The sequence below is a fragment of the Streptococcus sp. 3.1 genome (genome assembly GCF_016648915.1).
Lineage (GTDB): Bacteria > Bacillota > Bacilli > Lactobacillales > Streptococcaceae > Streptococcus > Streptococcus salivarius_E.
The window spans coordinates 1-5,229 of record NZ_JACLQV010000037.1 but is presented as its reverse complement, the minus strand read 5'-3'; the positions used below and the strand labels follow the sequence as shown (position 1 = coordinate 5,229).

The window sequence follows — 5,229 nt, the reverse complement described above, 5'->3', positions numbered from 1 at the left end:
GACAGCTCTTCTTTCGAAATCTTAAGTAGCCCTTTTTTTATGATATCATATCTCAAAAGAGCCTGTTCAAAAGCCAATTTACAACTGATTTGAACTAATTTCATCTGAATGGTGTGAATTTTACCCTAAAAATCACTGAATTGAGCCATATTATACCCAAAAGTTCACACTATTGATGATTGTACAAATGAACAATATATGCTATCATTGAGATACAATGAAACACCCAAAATTTGAATTTTACACACGTACAAACGGACGGAATGAATTTATCGAGTTTTTACAAAACTTACCGATAAAAGACAGGCAGAAACTCCTAGCGACTATCAGCATGATTCAAGAGCAGGGCTTATTGGTAGCCCAACGCATGGAATGGGTTAAAAAGTTAGACAGTGACATTTTTGAAATCCGTTCTAAGGTATCAAGTAACATTCAGCGTGCACTTTATTTCCATGTTGTTGATGACCGCTTTATCATTACGCATGGATTTACAAAGAAAACACAAAAGACCCCTACTGCTGAAATCAAACACGCTAAAGCATTAAAACAAGAATTTGAGGAGAACGAAAATGGCAACCATTAAATTTGATAATTTTTTGAATGAAGAATTGAAAAATGATGACTTCAAATCTGGCTATTTGTCAGAAAAAGCTGTCTTGGAGAGCGCTCTAGCTGTCTACAACGCACGTCAAAAAGCTGGGCTTAGCCAGCGTGAACTAGCAGACCTATCACATGTTCCACAATCTACCATTGCACGTATCGAGCGGGGAAATAACACTAGCATCGAAACCATGAGCAAAATCGCCGTTGCTCTTAATAAACCTCTTACGATTCACATTGGTTAGTATTATTATAGTTTGAATCCAGCTAAAAAGCCCTATATCAAGGGCTTTTTATTATATATTTAAAGAATAATTATTGTAGAAAAATCTAGGTTAAAAATAACTTAATATCGGCATTTATCACAGCTACCTTCTTTTTATTTCACAGAAAATTCCCAATTTAACTCCATATCATCTAGGAAAGCATAGGCAATTAAATCTGCAACTGCTTCCCCACACGTTAGTTGCTTAACAACTCCAGACATTTCATCTAACTCTTCTAGAGTTGTCTCTTGTGTCGATGATAGCTCTTCTTTCGAAATCTTAAGTAGCCCTTTTTTTATGATATCATATCTCAAAAGAGGCTGGGACAAAAGTCCTAGCCTCTCAATTGTCTTTGGATTGTTGAACAAGACGCAGTGGTTGAGTGAGCTCTACTACGCTGATTTCATCAGCTTTTACAGCCCTACTCAACTGTCGGAGGTAGGACAGAAATCGAATTCTAACGAATTACCGATTTCTGTCCCACTCTCATGTTCTATAATGGATAAACCTTGCGAAATTCTTCTAAAACAACCTTGCTGTTAGGTGTAAAAGTCAGTCCTGCCTCTCTCAGCCACCTGGCGAAAAAGTCCTCATGAACCTGACGCCAATAGGCTAGGGATTTGTCACCTTCCCCTTCCTTGAAGGCATGGTCAGCTGACACTTGATTAAAGGGTTCAACGGAAACCTTTGTAATTTCGACAATGCAGACAGCTTGATCTTGACTGTCTAAAATAACATCGAATGTACCTTCCTGCGGAAGGGGTTCATCCTCTAGTGCATAAAGGTCGTAAGCTGAAGCGGTTGCCGTCTTTACGCCTTTTAAAACCAAGTCTGCCAAGAGATCAGCTTCCACTCCAAAAGCCCAGGCATCTATCTCATCTCCGATAGAGGCGTTAATTTTCTTGTATTGATTCCACATTTCTTGCGGTGTCATGAGTTCTCCTTTCAACTGAATATACCTTTCCGATTTAAGTTTAACATATTTTCCATGAACAGATTTAATGTATCTGAAATCTCCTTTCTAGAAATGATTCTCTGAATAATTTCTGATTGTGCTTTACTGATACCTAAAACTTCATAGTTTTCATTCACGAAAGCATTCAACTTCATCTTATCAGTGAAATACTTGAAGTCTCTATTAAACTGCCTTAACCAAATCTCTGTCTCTTCACCTTGATAGGCAGCAATCATCGGAGTCTCTTGTCCTCTAAAATAACATTTTAGATCAAAAAGTAAATAATCAATCCTATCTAAATATTTAGTGTAGCGATAAGTAGTGATTGTTGGCGCCTTGTGTTAGGCCACAAAAATGAAGGTTTAAATTGGAACGAACAAGTTCATAATCTTCTCTCCACTTTTCATAACCATTTTCGTGAAACTTAACAATTTGCTTTCTACCACAAATAATATCAGCCGCAAGTCTAATCTTTCGTCCTTCAATATCATCTATCAAATGATCTTTTCTAGCAGGGATTTGAAACTTATTACTTAATTCTTGGTACAAAGTTCTGTCATGGAATTCTGTCAATATTTTGGACACATTTTGGGAGAAAAGACACGATTTTCATACTGTACCAATAAACCATCTGTAAGACACCCTAGAAAAAGAACTCTGCCCATTAGCAGAGTTTGAATATAGATTTCCCAATAAAGACTCAGTTCATCCTTAGCGGAATCACAACCAATACAATAAATCGATTTGACTGAACAGTAATATTTAAATGTCCCTTCAATTTCATAGCCCGATCATAACTACTTTTTATCCCTATACCTTGCCAGTTAGGAGATTTTATCGACTTCATTCCATCGTAATTAACATCTACATTAGAATCTTTGATTGGATTGGCAACTTTAAAAACTAATTTGTTATTCTTAAAACGCAAAGCTATTTCAATTGGATCATCTAAGTTATTACGTTCAATTTCCTCTATAGCATTATCAAGAATATTACCCAGAATAGCACACGAATCAATAGCAATAGCACTTAGATCTAAATTATATGGAACTTGTAAATCTAAGCTATATGGAATACCATCTTTTTTCATCTTAGATATTTTTTGATTTAGCACTGCATCAATAGGTATACATCCTGTGATTTTACGATTAAATACTTCTTGTCCCAATATCTCTCTAGTTATCACCTTGATATTGTTATAATCACTACTATCTGCGTAAAAATCTATTGAGGAAACTATATTTTTTAAATCATGTCTAAGAGTTGCCAATTCTTCTTCCTGTTTTATAATTTCACAAGTCATACTATTTTCGTCAAAGACTATTTTGTTTTTGATAAGGTTATAATTTTTTTCGCTCAAGTAATTATAAAGTACAATTATAACAATATTTATTAATAATAAATAGCTATCAAATATAAGAACTTTATCTATAGGTGGTGAAACTTTATATATCAATAGAATGATGGACAACAGAGGAGTGACTGATAAAATAGCGTACTCTATTTTATTCAAACCTAATAAATTATCTATCTTAAAATGCTTTAATCCAAGTATAAATAAAAGCATTAATAGCATCAATAAAAATTGAACGACAAAAATAACAATCGCTCTCGTCTGTTGCGCATGATTCAACAATAAAATTGTAATATCTTCTTGAATCAGGAACCAAAAAATCAAGAATAAGTAATGAAATATTTTTTTCATTACATCCCCTGATAAAAAAAAGAACAATATCAAGAATGTGAAAAACAAAGAAAAAAATTTAAAATCAATAATGGTATCGTGATTAAATGCTACTAATAACAAAATAATTAGCACAGTAATAAAATAGTGGGAAAATATGAAAAAAAGCCCTTTAAAATGAGGCTTTTGTCGTTCGGCATACGACTGCTCAACAAAACTATGGCAAGAACACTTTAGAGTTTCTCATCTACCTATATCTGATTTTGTTTGTAGAGCCACAATTTTGCTATCACTTCCTCTCTCTTCAAGATCACAATCGTCAAACTTAGGAGTCTCTATTGGTTTATTTGGTTCGTCGGTAACAGGATAACCGTGGGACTTTCATCACAGATGTACGACATGACGTCGTACACAAAAGCACTATAAGCGAAATATTCGCCATAGTGCCACTAACCCCCTAGTTATGACTACAAACTAGTTTTTTGTTCTATAAACTAATAAAATACTCTCTGAATAATCTGAATTAAATTTTAATGAAGTAATATTATTTGACTCTATATCAAGTTTTTTAACCGAAAAATAAGTTTTATTTTTATAACGAATATTGAAATCATCGTAGGAATCAGTTTTAACATCTTCGAAATTTTTATTATCCAAACTAAAATCTGAATTCTTTATTGACTCAATATTCTCTTTAGTACTAATTACATAAATAACCCCATCAAAATCAGTAAATGATGCTTTTAGAGTCTCTCCTTCTTTTTGTTCCTTAATATAAGTTATACCTAAATTGTCTGTATCATCTTTTGATATTTGTTGTTCTATTTCTTGTGTAACATCTTTTACTGTTTCATTTATACTACATGAAACTAGCATAATGCTTGCAAGAGTAAAGATCATACATAATATTACTTTTTTAATCTTCATGGTTTTCACTCCTAACATACTCTAAAATATCACCAGGTTGACAATCAAGTGCTCTACATATTCGTAAGAGGGTAGTGAAACGTATGCCTTTTGCTTTTCCCGTTTTCAAAATTGATAGATTTGCCTCTGTGATATTTATTCTTTTTGCAACTTCTTTAGATGTAAGATTCTTTTCTTTAATTAACTTTTCTAAATTTATTTGTATCTTATCCATTACATTAAATAAAGTCCTCATTTTCTTTTTGAATATTTTTTCCTTTTTCCAATACGATAATCAATATAGCGTTAAATAATATGAATACAGAATGTACCACGTAATTTTTCAACGAAAAATCAAATACTTCACTAACATTTTCTACACTTAAATAGTTGAATATTAGATTAATCAATAATTGAATAGCAGTCACCAAAACTAGAAATATCATTGATCTTTTTAATTTTTTAAGATTCTCAACACTAAAAAATTGCCCCTTACTGAAACCAAATAACAACTTACTCCAAATTTTTAATAACTGGATAATAAAAACAAGAATTATAATTAACAATATAAGAATAACTAATGGAAAAATTATTGGAACATTAATAATGGAATCACCATAGTCAAATGTAAACATCCAATGACTTCTCTGTCCCCCAAATAAAACTCCTACTATTCCTAAAAATAACAGGAAATTTATTCCCCAAACAGGATACCTCATTAGAGACAAGAGATGACTTGTTATTTTTAATATTTTTTTCATGTTAAACACCTCAATTATTGTCTTGCAATAATTCTTTCTTCAATATTATTGTAAGAC

General features: G+C 32.4%; 9 protein-coding genes. 2 read left to right on the top strand and 7 right to left on the bottom strand.

Going from position 1 to position 5,229, the window contains the following annotated elements; all coding sequences use genetic code 11:
- The first annotated feature begins 217 nt into the window (after positions 1-217).
- A complete protein-coding gene (locus H7U02_RS11220) occupies positions 218-583 on the top strand; it encodes a type II toxin-antitoxin system RelE/ParE family toxin (protein ID WP_073689101.1) in 366 nt (121 codons plus the stop codon).
- Positions 570-845, top strand: a complete 276-nt coding sequence (locus H7U02_RS11215) for a helix-turn-helix domain-containing protein (RefSeq protein WP_073689102.1) — start codon at positions 570-572, stop codon at positions 843-845. The genes H7U02_RS11220 and H7U02_RS11215 overlap by 14 nt, the downstream gene beginning before the upstream one ends.
- 514 nt (positions 846-1,359) lie before the next feature.
- Here H7U02_RS11215 and H7U02_RS11210 read toward each other — a convergent pair.
- From H7U02_RS11210 to H7U02_RS11185, 7 genes are all read right to left on the bottom strand, one after another.
- A complete protein-coding gene (locus tag H7U02_RS11210; RefSeq protein ID WP_201043379.1) occupies positions 1,360-1,800 on the bottom strand; it encodes an ASCH domain-containing protein in 441 nt (146 codons plus the stop codon).
- A gap of 11 nt (positions 1,801-1,811) precedes the next feature.
- On the bottom strand, positions 1,812-2,057 hold the full coding sequence (locus tag H7U02_RS11585; RefSeq protein WP_241502347.1) for a hypothetical protein: 246 nt from the start codon (positions 2,055-2,057) through the stop codon (positions 1,812-1,814).
- Positions 2,058-2,124: 67 nt separating this feature from the next.
- Positions 2,125-2,370: a hypothetical protein gene (locus H7U02_RS11580; protein WP_241502346.1), complete on the bottom strand. Its 246-nt coding sequence runs from the start codon at positions 2,368-2,370 to the stop codon at positions 2,125-2,127.
- Positions 2,371-2,521: 151 nt separating this feature from the next.
- Positions 2,522-3,526, bottom strand: coding sequence for a GHKL domain-containing protein (locus tag H7U02_RS11200; RefSeq protein WP_201043378.1), 1,005 nt, complete (start codon positions 3,524-3,526; stop codon positions 2,522-2,524).
- 453 nt (positions 3,527-3,979) lie between these two features.
- The gene (locus H7U02_RS11195; protein WP_045772498.1) at positions 3,980-4,432 is read right to left on the bottom strand and encodes a hypothetical protein; all 453 of its coding nucleotides are present in this window, start codon (positions 4,430-4,432) and stop codon (positions 3,980-3,982) included.
- Entirely contained in the window at positions 4,422-4,646 is a 225-nt protein-coding gene (locus H7U02_RS11190) for a helix-turn-helix domain-containing protein (RefSeq protein ID WP_045772572.1), read from the bottom strand. The genes H7U02_RS11195 and H7U02_RS11190 overlap by 11 nt, the downstream gene beginning before the upstream one ends.
- 4 nt (positions 4,647-4,650) lie before the next feature.
- On the bottom strand, positions 4,651-5,172 hold the full coding sequence (locus H7U02_RS11185) for a DUF2975 domain-containing protein (RefSeq protein ID WP_045772497.1): 522 nt from the start codon (positions 5,170-5,172) through the stop codon (positions 4,651-4,653).
- Positions 5,173-5,229 lie beyond the last annotated feature (57 nt).